Annotated in this window: 21 protein-coding genes; 14 read left to right on the top strand and 7 right to left on the bottom strand. The window is 45.2% G+C overall.

Going from position 1 to position 26,948, the window contains the following annotated elements; all coding sequences use genetic code 11:
* The 4 genes from J4N37_RS10710 to J4N37_RS10695 form a co-directional block, all read right to left on the bottom strand.
* Positions 1–3,075, bottom strand: a complete 3,075-nt coding sequence (locus tag J4N37_RS10710) for an error-prone DNA polymerase (protein ID WP_252040892.1) — start codon at positions 3,073–3,075, stop codon at positions 1–3.
* A 27-nt stretch (positions 3,076–3,102) separates the two neighbouring features.
* Complete coding sequence (locus tag J4N37_RS10705; RefSeq protein ID WP_045489575.1) at positions 3,103–4,506, bottom strand: Y-family DNA polymerase; 1,404 nt, start codon at positions 4,504–4,506, stop codon at positions 3,103–3,105.
* Between the two features lie 4 nt (positions 4,507–4,510).
* A complete protein-coding gene (imuA, locus tag J4N37_RS10700) occupies positions 4,511–5,203 on the bottom strand; it encodes a translesion DNA synthesis-associated protein ImuA (protein ID WP_009701881.1) in 693 nt (230 codons plus the stop codon).
* Between the two features lie 131 nt (positions 5,204–5,334).
* On the bottom strand, positions 5,335–6,081 hold the full coding sequence (locus J4N37_RS10695; RefSeq protein ID WP_017189398.1) for a YciK family oxidoreductase: 747 nt from the start codon (positions 6,079–6,081) through the stop codon (positions 5,335–5,337).
* A gap of 278 nt (positions 6,082–6,359) precedes the next feature.
* Here J4N37_RS10695 and sohB point away from each other — a divergent pair, with 278 nt between their 5' ends.
* The 8 genes from sohB (at position 6,360) to J4N37_RS10655 (ending at position 15,268) form a co-directional block, all read left to right on the top strand.
* A complete protein-coding gene (gene sohB / locus J4N37_RS10690; RefSeq protein WP_005444853.1) occupies positions 6,360–7,421 on the top strand; it encodes a protease SohB in 1,062 nt (353 codons plus the stop codon).
* A 212-nt stretch (positions 7,422–7,633) separates the two neighbouring features.
* Positions 7,634–8,314 (top strand): (d)CMP kinase, encoded by a 681-nt coding sequence (cmk, locus tag J4N37_RS10685; protein WP_005444854.1) that lies wholly within the window; start codon positions 7,634–7,636, stop codon positions 8,312–8,314.
* A 110-nt stretch (positions 8,315–8,424) separates the two neighbouring features.
* Positions 8,425–10,095 (top strand): 30S ribosomal protein S1, encoded by a 1,671-nt coding sequence (gene rpsA, locus J4N37_RS10680; RefSeq protein ID WP_005444855.1) that lies wholly within the window; start codon positions 8,425–8,427, stop codon positions 10,093–10,095.
* Between the two features lie 213 nt (positions 10,096–10,308).
* On the top strand, positions 10,309–10,593 hold the full coding sequence (ihfB, locus tag J4N37_RS10675; RefSeq protein ID WP_005444856.1) for an integration host factor subunit beta: 285 nt from the start codon (positions 10,309–10,311) through the stop codon (positions 10,591–10,593).
* A 140-nt stretch (positions 10,594–10,733) separates the two neighbouring features.
* Positions 10,734–11,027 (top strand): lipopolysaccharide assembly protein LapA domain-containing protein, encoded by a 294-nt coding sequence (locus J4N37_RS10670; RefSeq protein WP_005444857.1) that lies wholly within the window; start codon positions 10,734–10,736, stop codon positions 11,025–11,027.
* 18 nt (positions 11,028–11,045) lie between these two features.
* Positions 11,046–12,221 carry a lipopolysaccharide assembly protein LapB gene (gene lapB / locus J4N37_RS10665; protein ID WP_005444858.1) on the top strand — a complete coding sequence of 392 codons (1,176 nt, stop codon included), beginning with the start codon at positions 11,046–11,048 and terminating at the stop codon, positions 12,219–12,221.
* 83 nt (positions 12,222–12,304) lie between these two features.
* The gene (pyrF, locus tag J4N37_RS10660; RefSeq protein WP_005444860.1) at positions 12,305–13,006 is read left to right on the top strand and encodes an orotidine-5'-phosphate decarboxylase; all 702 of its coding nucleotides are present in this window, start codon (positions 12,305–12,307) and stop codon (positions 13,004–13,006) included.
* A gap of 423 nt (positions 13,007–13,429) precedes the next feature.
* A complete protein-coding gene (locus J4N37_RS10655; protein ID WP_252040890.1) occupies positions 13,430–15,268 on the top strand; it encodes an extracellular solute-binding protein in 1,839 nt (612 codons plus the stop codon).
* 44 nt (positions 15,269–15,312) lie between these two features.
* Here J4N37_RS10655 and miaE read toward each other — a convergent pair whose 3' ends face one another.
* Both miaE and J4N37_RS10645 read right to left on the bottom strand, forming a co-directional pair.
* Positions 15,313–16,095: a tRNA isopentenyl-2-thiomethyl-A-37 hydroxylase MiaE gene (miaE, locus tag J4N37_RS10650; RefSeq protein WP_010449234.1), complete on the bottom strand. Its 783-nt coding sequence runs from the start codon at positions 16,093–16,095 to the stop codon at positions 15,313–15,315.
* Positions 16,096–16,220: 125 nt separating this feature from the next.
* A complete protein-coding gene (locus J4N37_RS10645; protein WP_010449233.1) occupies positions 16,221–16,985 on the bottom strand; it encodes a hypothetical protein in 765 nt (254 codons plus the stop codon).
* 357 nt (positions 16,986–17,342) lie between these two features.
* Here J4N37_RS10645 and cysB point away from each other — a divergent pair, with 357 nt between their 5' ends.
* Entirely contained in the window at positions 17,343–18,317 is a 975-nt protein-coding gene (gene cysB, locus J4N37_RS10640; protein WP_010449232.1) for an HTH-type transcriptional regulator CysB, read from the top strand.
* Positions 18,318–18,370: 53 nt separating this feature from the next.
* The gene (locus tag J4N37_RS10635) at positions 18,371–19,567 is read left to right on the top strand and encodes a methyltransferase (RefSeq protein WP_252040889.1); all 1,197 of its coding nucleotides are present in this window, start codon (positions 18,371–18,373) and stop codon (positions 19,565–19,567) included.
* A 93-nt stretch (positions 19,568–19,660) separates the two neighbouring features.
* On the opposite strand, the gene ald is transcribed toward J4N37_RS10635, so the two are convergent.
* Positions 19,661–20,785: an alanine dehydrogenase gene (ald, locus tag J4N37_RS10630; RefSeq protein ID WP_010449229.1), complete on the bottom strand. Its 1,125-nt coding sequence runs from the start codon at positions 20,783–20,785 to the stop codon at positions 19,661–19,663.
* 156 nt (positions 20,786–20,941) lie between these two features.
* Here ald and lrp point away from each other — a divergent pair, with 156 nt between their 5' ends.
* The 4 genes from lrp (at position 20,942) to J4N37_RS10610 (ending at position 26,859) form a co-directional block, all read left to right on the top strand.
* Entirely contained in the window at positions 20,942–21,436 is a 495-nt protein-coding gene (gene lrp, locus J4N37_RS10625) for a leucine-responsive transcriptional regulator Lrp (RefSeq protein ID WP_038882782.1), read from the top strand.
* Between the two features lie 150 nt (positions 21,437–21,586).
* On the top strand, positions 21,587–24,802 hold the full coding sequence (locus J4N37_RS10620; RefSeq protein ID WP_252040887.1) for a DNA translocase FtsK 4TM domain-containing protein: 3,216 nt from the start codon (positions 21,587–21,589) through the stop codon (positions 24,800–24,802).
* 74 nt (positions 24,803–24,876) lie between these two features.
* Positions 24,877–25,503 carry an outer membrane lipoprotein periplasmic chaperone LolA gene (lolA, locus tag J4N37_RS10615; RefSeq protein ID WP_010449221.1) on the top strand — a complete coding sequence of 209 codons (627 nt, stop codon included), beginning with the start codon at positions 24,877–24,879 and terminating at the stop codon, positions 25,501–25,503.
* Entirely contained in the window at positions 25,504–26,859 is a 1,356-nt protein-coding gene (locus tag J4N37_RS10610; protein WP_029561011.1) for a replication-associated recombination protein A, read from the top strand.
* Positions 26,860–26,948 lie beyond the last annotated feature (89 nt).

Below are 26,948 nucleotides of genomic sequence, written 5' to 3'. Positions count from 1 at the left end.
TTAATGGAAGTCGCGTGATTTACTTTTCAGCTCAGCAAGATTGTGCGTGCAATCGATGAGCCTACCTGCGATCACGTGCGTGACTTCGCCTTCACGCTCTAAAATTCCTTTGACCATCAACACCTTTGAAGTGAGATAAGCTTGCTTTTGGGCGCGTGCTGTTGCTCGCCATACCACCACATTGATGTTGCCTGTATCGTCTTCCAAAGTGAAAAAGGTCACGCCAGCAGCGGTGCCGGGAGATTGTCTGCCTGTGACAACACCGACAACCGTCACTAAAGATTTATGCTCTTTTTCGACTAACTGCTTCATCCGAGTAAAACGCGGTAACTTACCAGCTTCTTCCAGCAACGTAATCGGATGGCGACTTAGTGATAGTCCGGTACTGGCATAATCTTCAACTAAGTTCTCGTATTCAGAAGGCTGAGCCTGGTAACTTACCATTGGCTCTTCCATGTGATGGAATAAAGGTAAGTCTGATAGTGAATCCATCGCTGCCCAGCGAGCGTTATAGCGATTACCTGAAAGGATTTGAAACGCATTAGCAGAAGCGAGTAACTCAATGTCGCGGCGGTTTCTTAAGATTTGCTTCACCTCTTGGATAGCGCGATAGCCGGAGTTTGGTCGTCGTTCAACTAGCCGAAAGGCGCTTTCCTGATTAAAGCTCTTTACTAAGCGAAAACCCAGTTGCACACCAAGGCGACCATTCGGACGTTTGACCAAATGGTGCTGATAGGAGGAATGATTGATGCAAACAGGCAGCACTTCAACACCGTGTCGGCGCGCATCTTGAATCAATTGTGAAGGGCTATAAAAGCCCATCGGTTGGCTGTTGAGTAGGGCAGTATAGAACTCAGCAGGGTAGTAATATTTCAACCATGCAGAGCAGTAAGCTAGCACAGCAAAAGAGGCCGAGTGACTTTCCGGGAAGCCATACTCACCAAAGCCGCAGATTTGGTCGAAGATGCGCTCAGCAAATTCCAAGTCATAGCCTCGCTCACGCATTCCGTCGATCAGCTTAGGTTTGAACTTGGCAAGATCGCCGTTCTTCTTCCATGCCGCCATTGCACGGCGTAATTGATCGGCTTCACCACCACTAAATCCTGCCGCTACCATCGCCAGTTTGATTACTTGTTCTTGGAAAATCGGCACGCCCATAGTGCGCTCTAGTACGCTTTTCACTTCTTCTGATGGATAGCTGATTGGCTCTTCACCATTTCGTCGTTTTAAAAACGGATGCACCATATCACCTTGAATTGGACCCGGGCGAACAATGGCAATTTGCACCACCAAGTCATAGTAACGCGCGGGTTTTAAACGCGGCAGCATGCTCATTTGCGCGCGAGACTCAATTTGGAACACACCAACGGTATCGGCTTTTTGGATCATACGATACACGTACGGATCGTCTTGCAATCGCGTGATCTCGGCAATCGACAGTGATCGCTGATGGTGTTTCTCGACCAATTGAAAGCATTTACGGATCGCGTTTAACATGCCGAGCGCGAGGACGTCGACTTTCAGTAGTTTTAAACTTTCTAAATCATCTTTATCCCATTGAATAATGGTGCGATCTTCCATCGAAGCATTCTCAACAGGCACCAGTTCGTACAAAGGACCAGAAGAAATCACAAAGCCGCCTACGTGTTGGGATAAATGGCGCGGAAAGCCAATGATCTCGTTCACCAACTGGATAAACTGCTGACCTTTTAACGACTCTGGCTGCAATCCTAATTCGATGATTTGCGCTTGCCAACCTTGGCTGCGATCACGTCGATTAACGTTTTTGATGAAGAAATCCAATTGAGTCTCTTCAATCCCCAACGCTTTGCCTACTTCACGCACGGCACTTTTAAAGCGATAGCTGATAACGGTGGCTGCCAGAGCGGCACGCTCGCGCCCGTACTTTTTGTAAATATATTGAATGACTTCTTCACGGCGCTCGTGTTCAAAGTCGACATCAATGTCTGGCGGTTCTTTTCTTTCTCGGCTAATAAAGCGTTCGAACAGGACCGAGATTTGCCTAGGATCGACGGCAGTGATTTCTAAGCAGTAGCATACCACCGAGTTCGCTGCGGAACCTCGCCCTTGATAGAGAATGCCTTGTTGTTTAGCAAACATCACAATGTCGTGAATGGTGAGAAAGTAATAGTGATATTGCAGCTCTTCAATGAGTGTTAATTCATTCTCAATGGTTTGATGAATGTCTGAGGGTACGCCCTCAGGAAAACGTCGCTTTTTACCACGCTCGACCAACATACGTAGATAAGTAGTAGGAGTGTAACCGTCCGGAATCAGTTCTGTTGGGTATTCGTATTTCAGCTCTGAAAGCTTAAATGCGCACAAGCTCGCAATATGAGTGCTTTCTGCTAGCCATTCGGATTTGTAAATTCGAGACAGTTTGTTCAATGGACGCAGTGCTCGCTCGGCATTAGATAAACGACCAAAGCCAAGCTTGTCGACGCTACAACTATCTTTTACGGCGGTTAAGACATGTTGCAATGGTAAGCGCTCAACCGCATGCATTAAGACGCCACCACAAGCGGTAATTGGTAATTCGAACTCGCTTGCCAGTAACTCACAGTGTGTGGTGTAGGCATTATCGTCGCTGTCTAAATGACGTTGAATCGCGACCCATAATCGATGGGCGTGGTGTTGTTGGAGCCAGCGCCCCCAATAATGGTCGCTTTCTTGATGAGTAGGGAGCCACAGTACTAAACAGTGACGAATCGACATCAAGTCCCATTCAGACAATTGATAACTGCCTTTCTCGCTACGTCGTCTTGCATTAGTGATGATCCGGCACAGCTCTGCATAAGCTTTACGACAAGGACAAAGCAGCACCACTTGGCACTCATCATTGAGCCAAAACATGCTGCCGACAATTTGCTTGATGTCGAGTTTATGCTGCTCGATGGTCGTATGGGCTTTCACAATGCCCGCGACGGAGCACTCATCGGTGATTGCAATGGCTTGATAGCGATAAAACGCCGCCTGCAACACTAATTCTTCTGCATGAGAAGCGCCAGTGAGAAAGGAGAAGTTGGACTGACAAAACAGTTCTGCGTAACTCATAACGATCTAATAAAAATAACTGTCGATTTAACAAAAATAGCCATGGAGAAACCAATGTTTGTGCTGATCGCGAAATACCCATAACCAGCGACCTTGCTTGGTGTGCGCAATGTAATAATCACGCATGATCTCATCACCATCCCACCATCCAGAGACAATACGCTCAGGTCCATGTACTAGAGATATTTGCTCTTGTAGCGCGATAGGTGCGGGCAATTGCATCGCGGGGCGCAGTAGAGCAGGAACGGTGTTAATTGAGACATCTGGCTCATCGGCTGGGCGATATTGGCTAGCTTTCTCTGGTCTTGGATCGCAGGCAATATTGGGTTTGAGTATTGCGCTTTTGCCCAATTTAGCTTGCAGTAAAGAGAGCAGTTCTAATGCGTTCATTTGCCCTTTTTGCCCAGCAAAAAAATCGCGTGCAGAACTTAAAGGCTCACCTTGGCGTTCTACTTTTAACGTCAGACCGATAACAGGACCGTTTAACGTGACGGATTCCAAACTCAAACTCGCGAGCTGTTGCCAACGCTGGCACAAGTAATCACCTTGTGCGGATGTGAGCGGAAGGTGCTGTGCTTGCTTGTCTCGCTGGTGGAGGGTTAAACAGAGTTCAAACGCGACTTTATCACGCAGCTTGAGAAAGGTTTCGAGCTGACGAAGCAACTTAGCTAGTGGCTTTTCAATCCATTGGACGTTTTCAATCTCAAACAGCAGTTCTAAATAAACTTGGAAGGATTCGGTAGGGTGATAAAAGTCGACAGGGTGTTTAAACTGTCCAGTCAGTCGGCCAACGTAGTTCACCAAATCAATATCGAATCGGCGTGCAATGTCTTGTAGTGGCAGTTCAAGTAAGCCTTGCAGTGTGGTGACGCCTACACGTTGTAACTTCTCTACAGTAGCGCTTGATAAATCTGTCAGTGTTAACGGTAGTGGCGATAAGGCTTGTTGTATGGCAGATTTGTCTTCGTTGATGACGTTCGTCCCTGCTAATGCCATCAATTTGGCAGAAAAAGGCGAAAAGCCACATCCGAATTGAAAACTCAGTTTCAGCTCCGATAAGTGAGCTCTGACTTTATTCCAATAGTTTTGGAGCCCTTCATACAGATTAAGCATTGGAGTTGCGCGCAGTAAAATACCTTGGTTTGGCATCAATACGACGTCAGATGTGATCAAATACAGCCATTGCGCAATTTCTTGTAACTTGCTCAATTCGGTTTGCGGATGATAAGGATGCACTTGCAAATCTCGGCACAAAGAAGCCGCACTACCCAAGCCCATATTTGGTTTAATGCCTTGTTGCTCGGCAATCTCGTTGTATTGAATGATCCGACAACGTTGGCTTTCTACAATCACCACGGGTTGCTCTTGGTTATCGCCAAAGAGTGCGTCTAGCTGCAGGCGAGGGAAGTGCAAATAAATCCACAAAGCCATACCACTAACCTTGATTCGCCAATGGGAAATTGACCACAGTTGATGGAATGTGAGTCGTGGTTGGCATCACCAATTGTGGGTAGTGGTGTTGGAAATTGATGTCGACACTACCTTTGCTCCAACCGCCTTTTCGTTTGAGAACTTCCACGCTAACGCCTTGTCCATGACCTTGCAATTTCAGACTCAACGAAACAGGTAAAGACAAGCGGTTTGTCATATTAGGTTTGAGCATAAACAGAGGGCAAGATCCTTGCTCGCTCGCCACTTGCAGACGTTTTACTTGGTGGATCTCTAGCTCATCTTGCCACAGCAAAACGTTGGTACAAACACCGCTCTTGAGGCACTGCTCCGCTGCCCATAATGCATCGCGCTGATGTTCAGGCGTGACCACCCACACCTGGTTGATGTCTAGCCCAATGCCGTGTAGGAACAATGAATTCATCAATGCTGGTGGCTGAATGAATGCCGTGACTCCTCTCGAAAGGGATGCTTTTAAGTAAGGCGCAAGCAAACGCAGCTCGCCAATGCTGCCTATGGATTCCATTTCCACCACACCGTGAGGAGGAAAGCCGCCACCAAGCAGAGCATCTAGCTCCGGAAAACCAGAACTATTAAGGAACTGATGATCGTCAGCTTTGGTTAGATTTGCTTGCCAAACAAGATGCTGGCTTTTTAAGTGTTGGATGATGTCTTGCATAAATAAAATACCTGTATATACATACAGTATATTTCTGTGATGGAAAGTCGCAAGATTTTTATAGGCAGAAATACGAAAAAAGGCAGCATTTGCTGCCTTTTCAATCAATTATGTGAGGTAACCTAAGTGGGTTATTTACGCTTTGGTTGAGCGTCGATGCACTGACCGTTTACATCAGTGACTGCTGGGTCCATCAAGTGAAGGTAAAGCGGCATGATGTCCAGCGGTGTTTTTAACGTGTTTGCATCTTCACCTGGGTAGGCTTTTTCACGCATACGAGTACGAGTTGCACCAGGGTTAATTGCATTCACACGTATTGGTGTATCACTCAACTCATCAGCCAAGACTTGCATCATACCTTCTACAGCAAACTTAGAAATAGCGTATGGACCCCAGAAAGCACGACCAGAGTGACCAACGGTTGAAGAGGTAAAGACAATACGACCCGCTTCTGATTTACGCATGATCGGTAGTAGTGCCTGAGTCATCAGTACTTCCGCTTTCACGTTGATCTGCATGATATCGTCGAAGTCTTCTTCATTGACTTGCTCAAACGGACACAGCGTGCTGAGAACACCGGCGTTGTGCAATAGACCATCCAAACGACCAAATTGACCTTCGATGGTTTCTGCCATGTCGATGTAGTGTTGCTTTGTTGCACCTTTTAGATCGAGTGGGATGATCGCTGGTTGAGGGTAGCCCGCAGACTCGATTTCATCGTAAATGGATTCAAGGTTTTGAACGTTTCGACCCAGTAGAATCACAGTCGCACCGTGCTGAGCGTAAGAAAGGGCGGCTTGGCGACCGATACCATTGCCTGCGCCAGTGACAAGAATGACTTTACCTTTTAGAGCATCTGCTGAAATGGAGTAGTTCACGGTAGTTAATCCTTATTATTGTATCTAGTTCCGACGTACAGGCTTCATGTTCGTTTATGTAGAAATGCGCCTGTTTCTCAATGGAAAATCTTGGTAATCGTGACAAGTTGGTTACAATACACCAATTCATGTGTTATACCAATTCCAGAACGGTTGTCCGGTATGTTATTTGAACGCCATCAATCAGAACAAGAGGTTGCTGATTTTCTTGCCTTCTCTCTGATTTTTCTACGTAACATATTGATGACTATCACTGGTATGAGATAGAGGAACTCTCATTGGAATTTTTATTAGATTACGGTCTGTTTTTGGCTAAGATTGTTACCGTTGTTGCAGCAGTAATTGTGCTGTTGATTATCGCAAAATCAGCGAGTGGTAAGTCGGGTGCAGCAAAAGGCGAATTGGAAGTTACCAACCTTTCTGAACGTCATAAAGATGCGGTAGAGCAGTTGGAGCATCACCTGCACGATGACGCTTTCATCAAAGCTCGTGATAAAGCAGTCAAGAAAGAAGAGAAAGAGAAGAACAAATCTCGCGAGAAAGAAATCAAACAAGCGAGCAAAGAAGGTTCTCTCGATAGCAAGCGCGAACCGCATCTGTTCGTGTTGGACTTCAACGGCAGCATTGATGCAAAAGAAGTAGGCTCGCTACGTGAAGAGATCACTGCAGTATTAGCTGTCGCTCGTGAAGGCGATGAGGTTTTGCTGCGTCTAGAGTCTGGCGGTGGCATGGTTCATGGTTATGGCTTGGCATCTTCTCAACTTGACCGAATCAAAGCAGCGGGTCTGCCTCTGACGATTTCTGTCGACAAAGTTGCAGCAAGTGGCGGTTACATGATGGCGTGTGTGGCAGACAAGATTGTCTCAGCTCCGTTTGCGATTGTGGGTTCTATCGGTGTTATCGCACAGATCCCTAACTTCAACAAACTGTTGAAAAAGCACGATATCGAGTACGAGCAGCTAACGGCTGGTGAGTACAAACGCACACTGACTATGTTTGGTGAGAACACTGACAAAGCGCGCGATAAGTTCAAGCAAGAACTTGAAGAAACACACGTACTATTTAAAGACTTCATCCGTGAGCGTCGCCCAGATCTAGAGCTTGAAAAAGTGGCAACGGGTGAGCACTGGTTTGGTACGCAAGCGAAAGAGCTAGGGTTGGTGGATGAAATCAGCACTTCCGACGATCTGGTTGTCGCTGCATGCAAAGAGAAAACCGTACTAGCAGTGCATTACGTGCAGAAGAAGAAACTGGCAGACAAGCTCGCTGGTGTTGCAGGTAAAGTGGCAGACAGTGTCGTGCTTAAACTTGCAGAGCGTGGTCAAAAACCGATTGTCTAATCGATAAGATAACGAGTGAAACTTAAAACGGCGAGAGTGAAAATTCTCGCCGTTTTTTATTGGAACTTTTCTCAATAGCGTGAATCCAAGTGCGCGTTGGGTGTAATGCTTTACACGACATTTTTACTCGCTCCAAAAGGCAATTACCCGTATAATACGCGCCTCGAAAACCGAGCAAATTGCTGAAAAAGAAATTATAGGTGGAGAAGAACATGTCCTCTCAAACTCCGGTTGTTACCGTAGATGGACCTAGTGGTGCAGGTAAAGGCACTTTATGTATGTTGCTGGCGAAGAAGTTGGGCTTTCATCTTCTTGATTCTGGCGCAATTTATCGTGTACTTGCACTCGCAGCGATTCACCACGGCGTAGACACTGAGTCAGAAGATGCGCTTGTTCCACTTGCTACTCATCTAGACGTGCAGTTTGTTGCTGAAGGTGACCTAGTAAAAGTGATTCTAGAAGGCGAAGACGTCTCTGGTGAACTTCGTAAAGAAGAAACTGGGATGGCGGCGTCTAAAGTGGCAGCTTTGCCACGCGTTCGTGAAGCATTATTGCGTCGTCAGCGTGCATTTGAGGCTGCTCCGGGTCTTGTTGCTGATGGTCGTGACATGGGTACGGTTGTATTCACGGGTGCACAAGCGAAAATTTTCCTTGATGCGAGCGCAGAAGAGCGTGCAAATCGACGCCTTAAACAGTTGCAAGATAAAGGGTTAGATGTTAGATTTGCTGACCTTTTGAGCGAGATCCAAGAGCGTGACGATCGAGATCGTAACCGCCCAGTGGCGCCACTACGCCCTGCAGAGGATGCGCTTGTGCTAGATTCTACGTCGATGACTATCGACGAAGTGGTAGAAAAGGCACTACAATATATCGAATCGAAGCTAGCTGAGTAATTACGCTCGGCTAGGCTAAGAGCGTCGGTCGCAAGGATGATGATTGGCGAATTTAATAACCCCATGCGGTAGGATACCCGTGGACGTTTAATTTATTGAAGATTAAATAAATGACTGAATCTTTTGCTCAACTCTTTGAAGAGTTTCTAAACGAAACAGAATTCCAACAAGGCAGCATCGTTAAAGGTACTGTAGTAGCTATCGAGAACGGTTTCGTTCTTGTTGACGCTGGTCTTAAGTCTGAATCTGCTATCCCTGCTGAACAGTTCAAGAACGCTGCTGGCGAACTTGAAGTTGAAGTTGGCGCTGAAGTAGACGTAGCTCTAGACGCTGTTGAAGATGGTTTCGGTGAAACTCAACTTTCTCGTGAGAAAGCTAAGCGTCACGAAGCTTGGATCGTTCTTGAGAAAGCTTACGAAGAAGCTGAAACTGTTGTTGGTATCATCAACGGTAAAGTTAAAGGCGGTTTCACTGTTGAACTAAACGGTATCCGTGCTTTCCTTCCTGGCTCTCTAGTAGACGTACGTCCAATCCGCGACACTGCTCACCTAGAAAACAAAGAGCTAGAGTTCAAAGTTATCAAACTTGACCAAAAACGTAACAACGTAGTTGTTTCACGTCGTGCAGTTATCGAATCTGAGAACAGCGTTGAACGTGACGAGCTTCTAGAAACTCTACAAGAAGGTTCTGAAGTTAAAGGTATCGTTAAGAACCTTACTGACTACGGTGCGTTCGTTGACCTAGGTGGCGTTGACGGTCTTCTACATATCACTGATATGGCTTGGAAGCGTGTTAAGCACCCATCTGAAATCGTTAACGTTGGTGACGAGATCCAAGTTAAAGTTCTTAAGTTCGACCGTGAGCGTACTCGCGTATCACTAGGTCTTAAGCAACTAGGCGAAGATCCATGGGTAGCAATCGCTAAGCGTTACCCAGAAGGTCACAAACTAACTGGTCGCGTAACTAACCTAACTGACTACGGCTGCTTCGTTGAAATCGAAGAAGGCGTTGAAGGTCTAGTACACGTTTCTGAAATGGATTGGACTAACAAGAACATCCACCCTTCTAAAGTTGTTAATGTTGGCGACGAAGTTGAGGTTATGGTTCTTGAAATCGACGAAGAACGTCGTCGTATCTCTCTAGGTCTGAAACAGTGTAAAGCTAACCCATGGCAGTCATTCGCTGAAGCACAAGCTAAAGGCGACAAAGTTACTGGTAAGATCAAGTCTATCACTGACTTCGGTATCTTCATCGGTCTAGAAGGCGGCATCGACGGTCTAGTTCACCTATCTGACATTTCTTGGAATGTTGCTGGCGAAGAAGCTGTACGTGAGTACAAGAAAGGCGACGAGATCTCTGCAGTTGTTCTAGCAGTAGACGCTGAGCGTGAGCGCATCTCTCTAGGCATCAAGCAAATGGAAAACGACCCATTCAATGCTTACGTTGCTGACAACAAGAAAGGTGTTCTAGTTAACGCTACTGTAACTGCTGTTGACGCTAAAGGCGCTACAGTTGAAATCGCAGAAGGCGTTGAAGGCTACATCCGTGCTTCTGAAGTATCTCGCGATCGCGTAGAAGATGCTTCTCTAATCCTAAGCGCTGGTGATGTTGTTGAAGCGAAGTTCACAGGTGTTGACCGTAAGAACCGCGTAATCAACCTATCTATCAAAGCTAAAGATGAAGCTGAAGAGCAAGAAGCAATGGCATCTATCAACAAGCAAGACGAAGCTGCTTTTGGTAATGCAATGGCTGACGCTTTCAAAGCTGCTAAAGGCGAATAATTTACTCGCTTAAGCTAAAAAGGAGCCGCAAGGCTCCTTTTTTATGCTTGCTACTTTGCGAGTAGTAATACTAATGTTGATAAACTATGCTAAAAAAAGACATTTTTTGATTGCGCATTTTGTGTAAAATTTGTCTAGAATTGATAGCAAGTGTTTGTTGGAATTAGTATTACTTACTATAATGAGTGATAAAGATACTCAAAGAGGGCAACTATGACTAAGTCTGAACTGATTGAAAGACTCTGCGCTGAGCAAACACATTTATCAGCGAAAGAGGTAGAAGATGCTGTAAAAGATATTTTAGAGCACATGGCTTCTACACTAGAGAGCGGTGACCGTATCGAGATCCGTGGCTTTGGTAGTTTTTCTCTTCATTACCGCGAGCCTCGCGTAGGTCGTAACCCTAAAACGGGCGATAAAGTGGAGTTGGAAGGTAAATACGTTCCTCACTTCAAACCTGGTAAAGAGCTTCGTGAACGTGTAAATATGGTTGGCTAAGGCTCTCTTATTAGTTTGAAAAAGCGGCATACTCTCGTGTATGCCGCTTTTTTATAACTAGATTATTGGTAATATACATGGTCTGAAGAAACATTTTACTGCATAATCTTACCTACTTACTCCTCGAAGGGTGATGTAACATGAAAATTATAAAAATCGTTGCTGTTTTAGCTCTCTTTTTAATTGCACTGGCTTTAGGTTCTCAAAACCAAGAGATCGTGACTTTCAATTACCTTTTAGCGAAGGGTGAATTCCACTTATCAACGCTACTAGGTGTGGTCTTTGTGGTTGGCTTTGCTCTGGCATGGGTTATCTTTGCTAGCATCCAATTCAAGACTCAACTTCAGGTTCGTCGTCTGAAAAAGAAACTTAAAAAGTATGAGCCCGCTGAAGCAGAGAAACCTGCTAAACCAGCAGTAGCAAAACAGGCATAAGGATAAGGCTTAACTTTAATGCTTGAACTACTCTTCTTGTTATTGCCGATAGCCGCCGCCTATGGCTGGTACATGGGGCATCGCAGCGCTCAGCAAGACAAGCAGAAGCAATCTCATCAGATATCCCGTCAGTACGTGACGGGTCTTAACCTGCTTTTATCTGATCAGTCAGATAAGGCGGTTGACCACTTTATTGAATTGCTCCAAGTTGATAACGAAACGATAGATACACACCTAGCGTTAGGTAATCTTTTTCGTTCTCGTGGTGAAGTCGACCGTGCAATTCGTATCCACCAAAACCTGATTTCCCGTTCTGGTCTGACTCTGGATCAGAAAAACCTTGCTCTCCAGCAACTGGCGAAAGACTACATGGCCTCCGGCTTTTTAGACCGTGCCGAGAAGATCTTTGAGCAGCTAGTTGATGAGCCAGACCATCGTGAAAGTGCCCTTCAACAGTTGGTGACTATTTACCAACAAACCCGTGAGTGGGAAAAAGCGATTCACTACGCAAACCAGTTAGCGAAAATGGGCAAAAAACGCACTCGTATTCGCGCTAACATTGCGCACTTCTGGTGTGAGCTGGCGATGCTTGACCAAGCGGATGGCAATACCAATAAAGCCATTCAACATTTCAAGAAAGCACTTTCAGAAGATCCTAAATGTGTCCGTGCGAGTATTGCTCTTGGTCGCGTGTACTTGGAATCAGAAGACTACAAACACACCATCAAATACCTGACTGGCGTGCTTGAGCAAGATAAAGACTTTATTAGTGATGTACTGCCAACAATTGCTGAGTGTTATCACCACCTTGGTCAAGAAGATGAGCTGGTGGAATTTTTACGAGCATGTATCGATAAGAAAGCCGGTGTATCGTCTGAATTGATGTTGGCACAGTTAGTTGCGCACCATGAGAGTGTGGGAGCCGCACAAGAACTACTAACCAAACAACTATTGAAAAACCCAACTATGAAGGGCTTCTACCGCCTTATTGACTACCATATTGCAGAAGCAGAAGATGGTCGTGCAAAAGACAGCCTTTCTACACTACAAGCGATGGTTGGTGAGCAATTAAAAGTTAAACCGCACTACCGATGCAGGAAATGTGGTTTCTCCACTCATTCCCTTTACTGGCACTGTCCATCGTGTAAAGGGTGGGGGACGATCAAGCCAATCCGAGGATTGGACGGTGAATAATTTTAATGCAGCTGGCAGAGTTTCTGTCCGCTGCATTTTTTTGACCTTTATTTAATAAGAACCAAAAACAGTTAGGAGATGAAATGATCGACCAAAAAGTTATTGTCGCACTGGATTATGATAACCAAGCTGATGCGCTTGCGTTTGTAGACAGAATTGATCCTGCGTCATGTCGCCTTAAAGTAGGCAAAGAAATGTTTACGCTATTTGGTCCTGATTTCGTACGTGAGCTTCATAAACGCGGTTTCTCTGTATTCCTAGATCTGAAGTTTCACGATATCCCGAATACGTGTTCAAAAGCGGTTCGCGCAGCAGCTGAACTGGGCGTATGGATGGTGAACGTACACGCAAGTGGTGGCGAGCGCATGATGACAGCATCGCGTGAAATTCTTGAACCTTACGGTAAAGACCGCCCGCTACTTATTGGTGTGACAGTGTTAACAAGCATGGAGCAGAGCGATCTTGCTGGAATCGGTCTGAACGTCGCTCCTCAAGAGCAGGTTATTCGCCTAGCAACTCTGACAAAGAACGCTGGTCTTGATGGCGTAGTGTGCTCTGCGCAAGAGTCATCTCTACTTAAAAATGAACTTGGAAAAGAATTTAAGCTAATCACTCCAGGTATCCGCCCAGCAGGCTCTGAGCAAGGTGATCAACGCCGCATCATGACGCCAGTAGATGCAATCCAAGCGGGTTCTGACTACCTTGTAATTGGTCGTCCGATTACTCAGGCTGTGGATCCTGCATCGGTCCTTAAGTCAATTAACGATAGCTTAGCAAATATGTAATGTTGATTTGAACCGAACGAAAAAGGTGAAGTGGGAACGCTTCGCCTTTTTTGTTTTTGCTGCACTGAAAAAATAGAGGTAGCTGTAATTGATATCGTTTTGCCTTGACTGTATGGCTAATGGCACTGCTAGGTTCACACTTTGTTAACATAAACCGCTGTGATACTCGGAAAATGCAACCATGTGTTATGGATGGGTTGCGTTACAAATGTGTAACGAATACTATGGAGTGGATGCATTCACTGCGTTGTAAGGTCAGGATGGCCTAGTGAAACTCTCTGATATTTATACGGAAGTGAACAGGACTTCACTTTGTATTCGCTCCCATTATTTCCTTTACTGTGTATTAAACACAGTCGCTTCGAGATTCACTTGTTGTCGTTCTTCTGGTCTTACTGCGCAAACACGACAAGGAAGAAAACAATGATAAAAACTCTGCCATTCTCGGCATTGGCAATGTTAGTGGCGAGCAGCTTTCAGTTAAATGCTGCGGAACTACCTGCTGACATCGAATGGATTTCGAATAATAACGAGCCTCTTTTCGCTTCTGATGAAGCTGTACGAGGCGGCACTCTGCGCACATATATGATGAGCTTTCCACAGACTCTTCGTAGCGTTGGTCCTGATGCTAACTCAGGTCTACGTCACTACTTTATGGATGGCGCACCTAAATTGGCACAGCGCCATCCAAACACCGGTAAATGGATCCCACAATTAGCCAAAGAGTGGGCGTTCGGTGAAGATAATAAAACCGTTTACTTCAAGCTTGATGACACAGCGAAATGGTCGGATGGTGAAAAAATCACCGCGGACGATTACGTGTTTATGATGAAGTACTACACATCTAAAGACATTATTGACCCTTGGTATAACGACTTCTTCAAAAACAGTATCCTGAGCGTCGAAAAGATCGACGAGTATACCATTAAAGTTGATCTCGCCGTTGCGCAAAGCCATGACTCATTGATGGTAATGATCAACATGCCAAGTAATGGTTTTCAACCTCGTCCAGAGCATTTCTTTGCTAAAGAAAAAGATGAAAATAATGATGGTATGCCGGACAACTTTGTTCGTAAGTTCAACTTTAAGGCTGAACCTACCGCTGCGCCATACTACTTAGATAAAGTTAAGAAAGGTAAGAGCGTAACGTTTAAACATGTTGGTGACGATTGGTGGGGCTACAACAATCGTTATTACAAGAATCGCTACAATGTAGATAAAGTGCGTATTACAGTGATTCGCGATCAAGACATTGCGATGAAGCATTTTGAAAAAGGTAATTTAGATTACTTTGACATGGTATTACCAAACCTTTGGCATGACAAAACAAGCGGTGATGTCTATAAAAATGGTTATGTGCAGAAGTATTGGGGATTCAACCAAGCACCTCAAGGCGCTGGTGGCTTATGGATGAATACTGCTATGCCAATGCTAGACGACTTAGAAGTACGTAAAGGTGTCATGGCTGCAACGGATTATGACGGCATGATTGAAAACATCATGCGTGGTGACTACTCGCGTAAACCTCATGGTCTTGGCTTTGGTCATGGTAACTATGATGATCCTAATAACACACCTCCAAAGTTTGATGCCGCAGCTGCGATTAAGCACTTTGAGAAGGCAGGCTTTGATAAGATTGGCGCTGACGGTGTTCGTATTAATGACAAGGGGCAACGCTTAAGCTTTGCAATTACCTATGGTTACAACTCATGGACTCCACGTATTGCTTACTTGAAAGAGCAAGCAAAACTGGCTGGCTTGGAATACACACTGAATCTTGTTGATGGTTCATCGGCATTTAAGTATATCCTTGAAAAGAAACACCAATTAGCCTTCTTGAATATGGGCTCTGGTGAGATTCCTGCGTACTGGGAGTACTTGCACTCTGATAACGCGAACAAACCACAAACTAACGCGCATACGAATTACAGCAGTCCTGAGCTAGATAAGCTGATTGAAGCATATGACAATGAGTTTGAGCAGCAGAAACGCTACGACCTATCACGCCAGATCCAAAAGTATGTATCTGAAGCGAATATCATTGTTCCTGGATACATGGTTCCTTACACGCGTGAAGCACACTGGCGTTGGGTTAAAGTACCAAAAGATGGTATGACGAAGAGCACAGAGTGGATGTTCCACCCAATGGATGTTGGTAACTTCTGGATTGATAAGACATCGAAGAAAGAAACAGAAAAAGCAATGAAAGCGGGGAAAGCCTTCCCAGAAGTCACTTTCATTGATGAGCGATACAAGCTGTAATCGAACAGAGAATAAAGAGCCCACCATTAGGTGGGCTTTTTATTTTAAGCAACTTTAGAACTGGGTACGCCGCTATGAAACTTAAAGTCGTCGTCTAGAGTGCTAATTAGTTCCGCTTCGATTTGGCCGAAATAAGTCACACGCTCACTAATATCTTTACCAGCAATTTGCTCTGCGAGTATCAAGTAATCTTGATAGTGACGCGCTTCTGAACGTAGTAGGGATACGTAGAATTTTGCGATATCGTCATCCATGTGCGGGGCTAGTTTTGCAAAACGTTCACAAGAGCGAGCTTCGATGTACGCACCAATGATGAGCTTATCAATCAAAGTTTCTGGCTCGTGTGTTTTCATGTGCGAAATTAGAGTTTTTGCATAGCGACTAGCTGGAATGTTTTTGTATTCCACCCCACGGCTCTCCATGATTTCCAATACTTGGTAGAAATGGTGCAATTCTTCTTTGATCAGTAAAACCATCTTATCAATTAGATCTTGGCTATATGGCGAATCTGATTTTGCAATGATCGCTTTAGAGATATTACTTTTACCCTTCAATGTCGCAAGTGAGCCCGTTTTGCGATAAGCGAAATCTTCGTAGGGTTTGAACCAATCGAGTAGGGTGTGGGCACTAGTCTGGTCTACTGCGTATTTACGGATCAAGAACATCGCTGACTGCCCAGCCTTGAGTTCACACAGTAGATGATCCAACAAAATAGTTTGAAGGTTTTCTGGCTTTTTTGCTTCCTCAACCCATTCATCTGGGGTGCTGCATTGCAAGAACTGGTTAATTGGAGCAAGAAGATCCTGATAGGCGTCGAGATTAATCATTTTAATTTTTAGCACTTTACATTCAAATTTTATCTATTCAGCTTATACCTATTCAAAACGATAAGACGTAAAAAAGGCTGCAAACGCAGCCTTTAATCGAATAGGGTGGAAAGCTTTTATCGAGTTTACCACTTTTTCTTTTCACCGAAGAGTGCTTCCATATCATTGTCACGCTCTTTATCGGCAATTTGCTGGACCTCGGCATCATTCTTATCTTGACGTTTCTTATCTAAGTCACCAAGCATTTCTTCAAGTTTTTGTTTAGCTTGAACAGAGTAAGCATCATTTTTTGTGCTTAGAGCATCAATACCTTTACGAAGCAATTGTAGTGCAGTGCCAGGCTGACCTCGAGCGATAGAGTCATTCGCTCGTTTGATTACGTTTTCGATGTTGATGCGGATTTGCATTGTTTCTAGACGAGCGTTTTCAGTCACGTACGTCTGAGTATCTAGGCGGCCTTTGTTGTGCTCATTTCGGATAGTGTCACGTAGGCGCTTAACCAGCTTAAGCATAACAATCGCTTGCTTATCACTGGTTGGTAGCTTAAAGCTGGTGCTATCTCCACCTTTATAATTGGCTTTCAACTGGTCGATTTGTTGCTTCATATTTTCGATTCGTTGAACAAGCTGCTTATTCTTTGGATCTAGCTCTCGCATGCTTTCCAGTGCATCGAGAATGCGGTTATTAAGACACACTAAAAGTTCTTTACTGAAAGGAATATGGTGCGCATGTCCGATAAGTTCTTCAGTCCCATCTATGAGTGCTACATATCGAGCTGATTCCTGTCTTCTCGCAGTTTCAACTTTAACTTTATATTGCAGCATGATGTTATAGCCGAGCACCAACACCAATAAGATGGCAACTAAGGCAATGATTAAACCAATATTCATATCTTCTGTGTCTGCTTATATTTTTTTGATGGCTAGCGTTCAAGAATACATGAATCTTATCTTACTCGGCACCCCATTTGTTTGATTATTTTGCATTAGGCACATTTTGATGATGAATTGAACAAAGAATGCGGCCTAAAGAACAAATAAAGCGTTCTACGCGCAAGGATTTATGAACCTAACATCTCGAGGTTACTTGGGTGTATATGGGTATAAGTTAGAAAGATCTGTTAATTTAATGGTTAACACGTTATAACTAAAGATTATATCGTGCCAGCTAAATAGCTTGATGCGCTTATGCGTTCGGCAAGATGACACGATGTCCAATGTTCATCTCCATTTGAGTAAGGGATTACTATGAAACTGCAGCAACTGAAGTACATTGTTGAGGTTGTTAACCATAATTTAAATGTGTCTGCTACCGCAGAAAGTCTATATACGTCCCAACCTGGTATCAGCAAGCAAGTTCGTTTGCTTGAAGATGAGCTTGGTATTCAAATATTTGAGCGTAGCGGAAAACATCTAACTCAAGTGACGCCTGCAGGTGAGGAAATTATTCGAATTTCTCAAGAGATTCTTGCTCGCGTTGAAAGTATCAAGGCGGTCGCAGGTGAACATACACACCCAGAAATGGGCACGCTGAACATCTCTACAACTCATACTCAAGCACGTTATGCATTGCCAGATGTAATCAAAGGCTTTACGGCTCGTTACCCGAAAGTATCGCTGCACATGCACCAAGGTACGCCTTCACAGATGTCTGAAGCGATTGCCAAAGGCACGGCGAACTTTGCGATTGCAACAGAAGCGCTTCATCTCTACCAAGATGCCATCATGTTGCCTTGTTACCACTGGAATCGTTCTATCGTGGTACCTAAAGATCACCCTCTTGCGAAAAAAGAGACGGTAACCATTCATGATTTGGCTGCATATCCTCTAGTTACCTACGTGTTTGGATTTACAGGGCGTTCGGAGCTAGATACCGCATTTAATCGTGAAGGCCTAACGCCACGCGTTGTGTTTACGGCAACTGATGCAGACGTAATCAAAACTTATGTCCGTATGGGTATTGGTGTTGGTGTGATAGCAAGTATGGCTGTCGATGAGGAGCAAGACGGTGATCTGGTTGCGATTGACGCTAGCCACTTATTTGGTGCAAGCACTACGAGTATTGGTTTCCGTCGTGGTACCTTCCTGCGTTCATACATGTTCGACTTCATGGAGCGTTTTGCTCCACATTTAACTCGCCCTGTCGTTGAGCAGGCGATTTCACTGAAGTCGAACGCGGAAATCGAAGAGATGTTTAAAGACATCGAACTTCCGGTTAGATAACACTTCATTGATGTTTCGATTCCCTCTACAATGCGCTCGTTGTAGGGGGAGCTATGAAAACGCAATTTCAATTTATTAATGACTGCTTAATCGAAAACCAATCTTTGTGGCGATTCGAGCCATTTAAAAGCAGCATTCACACATCATTACCATGGCAAGAGCAACATCCCCAGTTGTGCCAGTGGCTAGCGTCTCTTAGTCCCTTTCAAATCGAAGAATACAAAGCAGAGCCCGAACTTGCGTTGAAAGCGCTTAGCCCGTTTTTACCTGAACTTAAGCAACTCGCTGATCTTACCCATTTAGAAACGTTGACTTTAAACGGTTTGGAGCTTGCCCGTGGTTTAGATAACGGCATCCCCGGTCGTAAATTGGAGCAAATTAGCTCGATGGGAGAAGCGGCGATTCAGCTTCATCATGGTGAAGAATGGTTAGAGTGGTGTTCAGGCAAAGGTTATTTGGGGCGAATCCTGACGACGCAAACCGATCAGCCCGTCACCAGTTTTGAATACCAACAGGCACTGTGCGATTCGGGGCAACAAGCGGCGAATGAGCATCATTGGAAGATGACGTTTATTCAAGGTGACGCGTTCGATAGCAAAGCGAAGGCGGTGTTTAAGCCGACGCAACACGCGGTGGCACTGCATGCGTGTGGTGATCTCCATGTTCGTTTGATGCAGTATGGCAGCGAAAATGGTGTGGCAGCAATGACGATCTCACCTTGCTGTTATCATTTGATTCAGTCTGAGCAGTATCAGCCGATGTCGGAGCGGGTCAGAGCGTCTTCTCTCTCGTTGTCTAAGCAAGAGCTACGTATTCCGCTACAGCAAACTGTGACAGGTGGTGAACGTGTACGCCGTCATCGTCAGCAAGAAATGGTATTTAGGCTGGGGTTTGATTTAATCACTCGACAAGGTTTGGGTATGGAAGGGTATCAGCCGGTGCCAAGCATTCGTAAGTCGCAGTTAAGTGATGGTTTTGAGTCTTTGTGCCGCTGGGCGGCGGATCAGAAGGGCATCGATCTTTCTCAACAAATCAACTTCGATTATTTTGAAAAGTTAGGCGAACAACGCTTTTGGCAAATGGAGCGTTTGAGCCTGGTTCAGTTGGTCTTTCAACGGCCGTTGGAGATTTGGCTTGCTTTGGACAAAGCACTTTATCTTGAAGAACGTGGTTATCGTGTTAGATTGGCAGAGTTTTGCGCTAAATCTGTCACACCTAGAAACATATTAATTTGTGCTTATAAGGTTTAGTTATTTTTTATAATTAAATGCTCTATGCAAAAAAGCCCACTTTAGAGTGGGCTTTTGTAAACAAAACGTGACAATTTATGCGTTATTTTGTCATTAGTTGAACATTGCGATAGCTTGCGCTGGTTCAACATATTCTAGGTCAAAGCTCTCAGCAACTTCTTTACAAGTCACTTTACCGTGGATAACGTTTAGACCTTCAAGGAAGCCGTTGTCTTCTAGAAGTGCTTCACGGTAGCCTTTGTTTGCAAGCTTCACGATGTATGGAAGCGTTGCGTTGTTCAGCGCGAATGTTGAAGTACGAGCAACTGCACCTGGCATGTTTGCAACACAGTAGTGAACCACTTCGTCAACGATGTAAGTTGGGTCTGCGTGCGTTGTTGCGTGAGAAGTCTCGAAACAACCGCCTTGGTCGATTGCTACGTCAACGACCGCCGCGCCTGGCTTCATCTTAGCAATGTGCTCTTTTGTTACCAGTTTAGGTGCTGCTGCACCAGGGATAAGAACCGCACCGATAACTAGGTCTGCTTCTAGAACATGCTTCTCAATAGCGTCTTCTGTAGAATAAACCACTTTAGCGCGACCTTGGAATTCCTCGTCTAGTTTACGTAGTGTGTCTACATTACGGTCTAGGATTGTAACGTCTGCGCGAAGACCAACAGCCATACGAGCTGCGTTTGCGCCAACGACACCACCGCCCACAACAACGACTTTCGCTGGTTCAACACCAGGAACGCCACCTAGAAGTAAACCACGACCCCCGTGTGATTTTTCTAGAGTTTGGGCACCAGCTTGGATAGACATACGACCAGCAACTTCTGACATTGGTGCTAATAGTGGCAAACGACCCATATTATCTGTTACAGTCTCATAGGCTATACAGACAGCTTTGCTCTTGATTAGCTCATCAGTTTGTGGAAAATCTGGTGCTAGGTGTAAATAAGTAAATAAAATCTGCCCTTCGCGGAGCATTGCTCTCTCGATAGCTTGGGGTTCTTTTACTTTGACAATCATGTCTGCTTTCGCAAACACGTCAGCAGCAGTAGGAAGAATGGATGCGCCTACAGCGATGTAGTCATCGTCTGAAAAACCGATGCCGGCACCTGCATTGGTCTCAACAAAAACTTGGTGACCATGTGAGATGAGTTCTCTCACGCTAGCTGGGATCATGCCCACACGGTATTCGTGGTTCTTGATTTCCTTAGGTACGCCAATGATCATCCTGTGTCCTCTTTCTATAATGGTTGTATTAACTGTTTGTAGGGTGTTATTGTCGAATTAATATCTAGTATAGATATTGTTTTACAAAATTTGGCCCTAAATATTAAAAAGTTGTAGTATATTTTTTTGCAAGGAAGTAATAAGGTGGAATAAAAAATGGCAGACAACTATAAAAAGCCGTCCAAGGAACTAGACCGTATCGACCGCAACATTCTTAATGAATTGCAGAAAGACGGTCGTATTTCAAACGTAGAGCTTTCAAAACGTGTAGGACTTTCTCCGACTCCATGTCTGGAGCGTGTACGTCGATTGGAGCGTCAAGGCTACATCACAGGTTACACTGCGTTACTAAACCCGCAGTATCTAGATGCATCTCTACTCGTGTTTGTAGAAATCACTCTAAACCGTGGTGCACCAGATGTGTTTGAGCAGTTTAATGCCGCTGTTCAAAAACTAGACGACATTCAAGAGTGTCATCTAGTATCAGGTGATTTCGACTATCTTCTAAAAACCCGTGTATCTGACATGGGTGCATACCGTCGACTACTAGGCGATACGTTACTGCGTCTTCCAGGCGTAAATGACACTCGTACCTATGTAGTTATGGAAGAAGTGAAACAAACTAACCAGCTAGTGATTAAAACTCGTTAAATTATTGCAAAGAAAGCGGTATATGCTTCCGCTTTCACCATTGAATAATTGGGTTTTTCTCTTTGATATGGTTAAATCAATTTACCGAGCGGCTTTTGCCGCTCGGATTGTTTTGCTTATTTATTACTCATATCGTATTCAAGTTGATTTATGTTCAAAGAGAACGCTAAGAAAGTCGAAACTATTATCAAAACCAGTGAAGAGCCTCAGTCTTCACGACTCAATGGCTTCCAACGCTTAAAAGAATGCTGCCTGATTGTTGGCGTTCTCAGTTCAGTTTTACTCGCCGTCGCATTATTCACTTTTAGTCCTGCCGATCCTTCATGGTCACAAACGGCTTGGGGAGGGGAGATTAATAATGCTGGCGGTGTGTTTGGAGCTTGGCTTGCTGATACCTTATTCTTTACGTTTGGTTCGCTCGCTTATCCTATACCTTTCCTATTGATCATCGGAGCGTGGGTTGCTTTTCGTAAACGCGGAGAGGATGACCCTATCGATCTGATGCTTTGGGGTACCCGCCTGCTTGGCTTGGTTATTTTGATCTTAACCAGTAGCGGCCTTGCGGATATTAACTTCGACGATATTTGGTACTTTTCATCAGGTGGTGTAGTCGGTGATGTTCTGACAAGCTTATCGCTGCCAACTCTAAACGTGCTAGGTACCACTCTGGTTCTATTGTTCTTATGGGGTGCAGGTTTTACCTTGTTTACTGGTATTTCATGGCTTTCGATAGTTGAATGGCTTGGAGATAAATCTCTAAGTTTGCTTTCTGCTATTTTGAACAAGGTTCGCGGAACAGAAAAAGAAACCATCGAACCTCAGCTAGATGAAGTTGTTGCAGATAGTGTGCCTCAACGTCTCAATGAACAAGAGACTGAGACTGAGACTGAGACTGAGACTGAGACTGAGGATGAAGTACTTCCGCATCTTACTGCTTATGATATTGATGACAGTAAAGAGCCAGAGCCTGTACATGAATACCCAATCTACATGCCTCAATCGGCAGCAAAACCGTCTCAACCGCCAGAAGAGGCGCCAACTCCTGCAACGCCGGCGGTAATGGTCAATACAGATAATGTTGATCCAGAGGTTGAGCGAACTAAGCAGCTAAATGTCACCATTGAAGAGCTAGAAGCGGCGGCGCAACAAGCCGACGACTGGGCTGACGAAGTGCCACAAGTTCAGCAGCCAGTTATTGATACTGTTGTTACTCAGCCTGAAGTCTCACAACCTGTTTCTCAAGATTCAGTTCTACAGCAAGCTGTTCCTCAACAAGCTATTCATCAGCAAGAATTGCCGCAAGAACCGCTTGTTCAGCCTGAACCTGCTGTATCAGAACAGTACGATAACGAGCCAAGTTATGACGAATACGCTCAGTTTGCAGCAGAGCAAGCTCAGCACGAACAGCCTTCAATTCATGCATCGTTTGAGCAAGAAAATACAGAGAAACCTCAACACGAAGAGCCTGTGATTAACGCTGCAGCACTGGATAACATTGTTGAACAAGCTGAGCCAAGCCAGCACATCGAACCAACGATTTCGAATCTAGATGTTTTAGATGAAGAAGATGAGTACCAAGCGCAGCAGGCTCAACCAACTTATATGGAGCCGCAACAAGCAGCTGTTAACCCACAAGAAGCTATGCAGGCTGTTCAAGAACAACCTGTGCAGCAACACGTTGCGTCTCAACCACAACCTGCATCGCCTTCAGCTACGTTTGAACCTGCACCTCAAGAAGTTGAGGTAGAAGAAGTTCAAGAAGGCGACCAAGATGTGGCTGCGTTCCAAAATATGGTATCGAGCGCTCAGGCAAAAGTGGTCGCTCAGCAAAATCCATTCTTGGTACAGCAAGAGCAAAACTTGCCAGTACCAGCAGAGCCACTACCAACGCTAGAATTGCTTTACCACCCAGAGAAGCGCGACAACTTTATCGATCGTGATGCTTTGGAAGAAGTGGCTCGTCTCGTTGAAACTAAGCTTGCAGACTACAAGATTAAAGCGGACGTGGTCGGCATTTATCCTGGTCCTGTTATCACTCGATTCGAACTTGATTTGGCGCCAGGTGTAAAAGTAAGCCGAATTTCTGGTCTATCTATGGACTTGGCTCGTGCCCTGTCTGCAATGGCTGTGCGTGTTGTAGAAGTGATTCCGGGCAAACCTTATGTAGGTCTTGAGTTGCCTAACATGAGCCGCCAAACGGTATTCCTATCTGATGTAATCAGTAGCCCTCAGTTTGAACAAGCAACGTCACCAACAACGGTAGTACTTGGTCAAGATATCGCCGGTGAAGCGGTTATTGCTGATATTGCGAAGATGCCTCACGTGCTAGTAGCGGGTACAACCGGTTCTGGTAAATCAGTAGGTGTAAACGTGATGATCTTGAGTATGCTATACAAAGCATCACCTGAAGATTTGCGTTTCATCATGATCGACCCGAAAATGTTGGAGCTTTCCATCTACGAAGGTATTCCTCATCTTCTTTCAGAAGTTGTAACGGACATGAAAGATGCGTCTAACGCACTGCGTTGGTGTGTGGGCGAGATGGAACGTCGTTACAAACTGATGTCGGCACTGGGTGTACGTAATGTGAAAGGCTTCAACGAGAAGTTGAAGATGGCAGCAGAAGCGGGTCACCCAATTCACGACCCATTCTGGCAAGAAGGCGACAGCATGGACACTGAGCCGCCGTTGCTAGAGAAACTGCCTTACATCGTTGTGGTTGTCGATGAATTTGCCGACCTAATGATGGTGGTAGGTAAGAAGGTTGAAGAACTGATCGCTCGCTTGGCGCAAAAAGCGCGTGCGGCAGGTATTCACTTGATCCTTGCGACGCAGCGTCCATCGGTTGACGTTATTACCGGCCTGATTAAAGCAAACATCCCAACGCGTGTGGCGTTTACTGTATCTACAAAGACGGACTCACGTACTATCCTTGACCAAGGCGGTGCAGAATCGCTATTGGGTATGGGTGATATGCTTTACTTACCACCGGGCTCAAGCCATACGACCCGCGTTCACGGTGCGTTTGCATCGGATGATGATGTTCACGCTGTTGTGAACAACTGGAAAGCGCGTGGTAAACCAAACTACATCGATGAAATCATCAGTGGCGACCAAGGCCCAGAAAGCTTACTTCCAGGCGAGCAGATGGACTCGGATGAAGAAGTGGATCCACTGTTCGATCAAGTGGTTGAGCACGTGGTTCAATCGCGTCGTGGTTCGGTTTCTGGCGTACAGCGTCGATTCAAGATCGGCTACAACCGAGCGGCTCGAATTGTTGAGCAGCTTGAAGCACAAGGCATCGTAAGTGCTCCAGGTCATAACGGTAACCGCGAAGTATTAGCTCCTGCGCCACCAAAAGATTAATGAACTTGTGTTACTCACCTCAGTCCAAATGAGGTGAGTAACTTTAGGTCTTTGACCCTCTGATAGGTATTTGAATGAAAAAACTATTTTCAGCGAAACTTTTTTCTACGCTTGTTTTAAGCTTTTCTCTCTTCTCTACTGCAAATGCAGCGACACCTAAAGATGAATTAAACAAACGCCTTTCTATGAACGATGGTTTCAGTGCGGACTTCTCTCAGCAAGTTATCAGCCCTGAAGGCGAAACGGTAATGGAAGGAGAAGGCACGGTTGAGATTGCTCGTCCGAGCTTGTTCCGTTGGAGCACCACATTCCCTGATGAAAACTTGTTGGTTTCTGACGGTAAAACATTGTGGTACTACAGCCCGTTCATTGAACAAGTGAGTATCTACTGGCAAGAGCAAGCAACCGAGCAGACGCCATTTGTTTTGTTAACGCGTAACCGTGCAAGTGATTGGGATAACTACCAGATCTCTCAAAAAGGTGATCAGTTTACTCTTATTCCTACCGCGGTAGACTCCACACAAGGCCAATTCCAGATTAATATTGATGCTAAAGGTGTGGTGAAAGGCTTTAACGTGGTTGAGCAAGACGGTCAGAAAGGCTTGTTCACCTTTAACAATGTGAAGCTTGGTAAACCTAAGGCAGATAGATTCACATTCACAATTCCAGATGGCGTGGAAGTGGATGACCAAAGGAATTAATTGGCAGTGAGCAATTACACATTAGATTTCTCGGGGGACGAAGATTTTCGTCCCCTTGCTGCTCGTATGAGACCGGAAACGATTGAACAGTACATCGGTCAGCAGCATATTTTAGGTCCTGGTAAGCCACTACGCCGTGCGCTAGAGGCTGGTCATATTCACTCTATGATTCTCTGGGGACCACCAGGCACAGGTAAGACGACATTGGCGGAAGTGGCAGCAAACTATGCCAACGCTGAAGTTGAGCGTGTGTCTGCGGTGACGTCTGGCGTGAAAGAAATCCGTGCAGCGATTGAGAAAGCGCGAGAGAACAAAATGGCAGGCCGCCGCACCATCTTATTTGTTGATGAGGTGCATCGCTTCAACAAATCTCAACAAGATGCGTTTTTACCGCATATTGAAGATGGCACCGTTACCTTTATTGGTGCGACGACAGAAAACCCATCGTTTGAGTTAAACAACGCATTGCTGTCTCGTGCGCGTGTGTACAAGCTAACGTCTCTCGATAAAGATGAAATCTCGTTGGCGCTGAATCAAGCGATCAGTGACAAAGAGCGTGGGCTGGGTAATACGCCTGCACACTTCGCCGACAATGTTTTAGACCGCCTAGCAGAACTGGTAAACGGTGATGCTCGCATGTCTCTCAATTACCTTGAACTGCTTTACGATATGGCAGAGGACAATGCGCAGGGTGAAAAAGAGATCACATTGAAGTTGCTTGCGGAAGTAGCAGGGGAGAAAGTATCTCGCTTTGATAACAAAGGCGACATTTGGTACGACCTAATTTCTGCGGTCCACAAATCCATTCGTGGCTCAAACCCTGATGCTGCACTTTACTGGGCTGCGCGGATGATTGCTGCAGGTTGTGACCCTTTGTATATTGCCCGTCGATTGCTAGCGATTGCCTCTGAAGATGTGGGTAACGCGGATCCTCGTGCAATGCAAGTGGCACTGTCCGCTTGGGATTGCTTCACCCGTGTTGGTCCGGCAGAAGGTGAACGTGCGATTGCGCAGGCAATTGTGTATTTAGCATGCGCGCCAAAAAGTAATGCGGTGTACGTAGCATGGAAACAAGCCCTCACAGACGCCCATAACTTACCTGAATATGAAGTGCCGCATCACCTTCGAAATGCGCCAACCAGTTTGATGAAAGACATGGGTTACGGTGCAGAGTATCGTTATGCTCACGATGAGCCTGGCGCTTACGCCGCGGGTGAGCAATATTTGCCACCTGAAATGGACGATCGTAGGTACTATCAGCCTACAAATCGTGGTCTAGAGACCAAAATCGGCGAAAAGTTAGATTACTTGGCTACTTTAGACGCAAATAGCCCACAAAAGCGCTATGAAAAGTAGGCGTTTTTGGATACATTTGTTCAGTAAATTTTTTTAACGCGTACGCTTGGAAAGTGCGCGTGATTTCACAACACAAAGCATAGGATTAA

Source organism: Vibrio sp. SCSIO 43153, from assembly GCF_023716625.1.
Classification (GTDB): Bacteria; Pseudomonadota; Gammaproteobacteria; order Enterobacterales; family Vibrionaceae; genus Vibrio; species Vibrio rotiferianus.
The sequence above is the reverse complement of the archived record's forward strand: the minus strand, read 5'-3'. Positions and strand labels throughout refer to the sequence as shown.